Source organism: Pseudomonas sp. K5002, assembly GCF_013386655.1.
GTDB lineage: Bacteria > Pseudomonadota > Gammaproteobacteria > Pseudomonadales > Pseudomonadaceae > Aquipseudomonas.
In genome coordinates this window covers 1-2,029 of record NZ_JACARK010001387.1, presented here as the reverse complement: position 1 = coordinate 2,029, position 2,029 = coordinate 1, and the positions used below count along the sequence as shown (strand labels likewise).

The following is a 2,029-nucleotide window of genomic DNA, read 5'->3' as shown; positions in this document are numbered from 1 at the left end:
CGGGGCCGCTGCTGGACCGGATCGACCTGCACGTGACCGTCGCCCGGGAAAGCACCGCGCTGAACCCGGGCATACAGTCCGGTGATGACACCGCCAGCGCCTCCGTCCTCGTCGCCGATGCCCGGGACCGCCAACAACGGCGCCAGGGCTGCGCCAATGCATTTCTCGATCTGCCGGGGCTACGCCAGCACTGCAAACTGAAAAAGGCTGATGAAGGCTGGCTGGAAAGCGCCTGCGAACGGCTGACGCTGTCGTTGCGGGCGGCCCATCGCCTGCTCAAGGTCGCCCGCACCCTGGCCGACCTGGAACAAGTGGAAGCCATCGCCCGCCATCATCTGGCGGAGGCCTTGCAGTACCGCCCCGCTAGCGCGTCCTAGGCAACGCCAGGAGCAGCCCCGCCACTTCCATCACCTCATCCATCACCGCTTCAGCGGATTCAACGGAGGGTTTGAGCAACAAGTCATCGGCATAGCCCATCGCTACGGCAAAGAGTTGTCGCGCAGCGCGCTTGGGCGACTCACAGCGAAACACCTTGGCTGCCACACCGTGCTCGATGACCTCGGCGAGCATGGCTTGCCATTGGGCGTTGATCACCAGGTAGGCCTGGGCCAATGGCTCGTCATGCATGGCTTCGTCCCAGGCATCCAGCCACAGCGCCCAACCGGCGTCTGCCGTGGAGGGCAGGCAGTCACGCAGGAAACCTTCGAGGGCTTCCAATGGTGGCAGATCCACCAGCGGCGCCCTCACCTCGTCCAGCTGCTCGTTGGCGAACCGCACGAACGCTTCGCGGCGCAGTTCTTTCCAGTCGCTGAAGTAGTGATAGACGTGGCTGCGGGACAGCCCGGCATGCTCCGCCAGGTCGCGGGTGGAAACATCGGCAAACCCTTTGCTGCGAAACAGCTCCAGGGCGGCGGCGATGATCTGGTCTTTACGGTCGATACGCGACATGAGGCTTTTCCTTCAGGCACCGGCAGATCGACGGCGCTTGCTTTTTGAGCGGTCGCTCAATGATACTTGAGCAGTCGCTCAATAATAGCGTTTATCTCACTCTCGGTGCACCCCATGTCATCCGTAACACCCCAGATCCTGATCGAAGAAAGCAAAAAGATCGGGCAACAATCCGCCAGCCAAACCCTCAAGGCGATCGCCAAGGCCTATCCCGGCAAGTTGTTCTGCACCTTGTCGCTGGTGGCCCTGGAGAACGCATTGCTGCTGGCCTACCCACTGTTTGCGGGGTTCGCGGTGGACTCGATCATCCGCGGCGATGCCGGCAGCGCGCTGTTCTACGCCGCCGTGGTGCTGGCGTTCTGGGTGGTCGGGGCGGCGCGACGGGCGCTGGATACACGCACCTTCACCCGCATCTACGCGGACCTTGCGGTGCCGGTGATTCTCAACCAGCGCCTGCAAAACCACAGCACTTCACGAGCGGCGGCGCGGGTGGTGCTGGCGCGGGACTTTGTCGACTTCTTCGAAAAACACGTGCCGATCATCGCGACGGCGCTGGTTTCCATCGTCGGTGCGGCAGTGATGCTGTTGGTGATCGAGCCGTGGATAGGCCTGGCGTGCCTGACCGCGCTGGTGCTGTGCACAACCTTGTTGCCACGTTTCGCCCGGCGCAATCAGGAACTGCATGAGCGCTTGAATGACCGCCTGGAAAAGGAAATCGGCCTGGTGGAAAAGGTCGGCGCACAGACCTTGCAGCGCCACTACCAGGTGCTGTCACGCCTGCGCATCTGGCTGTCGGACCGCGAGGCTGCAGCGTTCCTGTTTATCGGCACGCTGGCGGCGCTGTTGTTTGTGGTCGCCATCAGCCAGTTGGCGCTGTCGCCGGCGGTCAAGGCCGGCCATGTGTATGCGGTGATGACTTACCTGTGGACCTTTGTCAGCAGCCTGGATGAAGCGCCAGGGATGGTCGACCAACTGGCGCGACTCAAGGACATTGGCAAGCGTGTGGACCCGGGGCTGGGCGACCGATCCGACGTTTGACGCGTCGGGTCGGCCGTCATCGCGGGCAAGCCCGGCTCCCACA

The 2,029-nt window shown here is 63.2% G+C and carries 2 protein-coding genes and 1 pseudogene; 2 read left to right on the top strand and 1 reads right to left on the bottom strand.

Annotated elements, in window-relative coordinates; all coding sequences use genetic code 11:
• Positions 1-377 (top strand): annotated as a pseudogene (locus HX846_RS36610) (magnesium chelatase); the annotation flags it as partial.
• On the opposite strand, the gene HX846_RS36605 reads toward HX846_RS36610, so the two are convergent.
• Positions 364-948, bottom strand: a complete 585-nt coding sequence (locus HX846_RS36605; protein WP_178967389.1) for a TetR/AcrR family transcriptional regulator — start codon at positions 946-948, stop codon at positions 364-366. The pseudogene HX846_RS36610 and the gene HX846_RS36605 overlap by 14 nt on opposite strands.
• A 114-nt stretch (positions 949-1,062) precedes the next feature.
• Here HX846_RS36605 and HX846_RS36600 point away from each other — a divergent pair, with 114 nt between their 5' ends.
• Entirely contained in the window at positions 1,063-1,986 is a 924-nt protein-coding gene (locus HX846_RS36600) for an ABC transporter six-transmembrane domain-containing protein (protein WP_008439408.1), read from the top strand.
• The last annotated feature ends 43 nt before the right edge of the window (positions 1,987-2,029 follow it).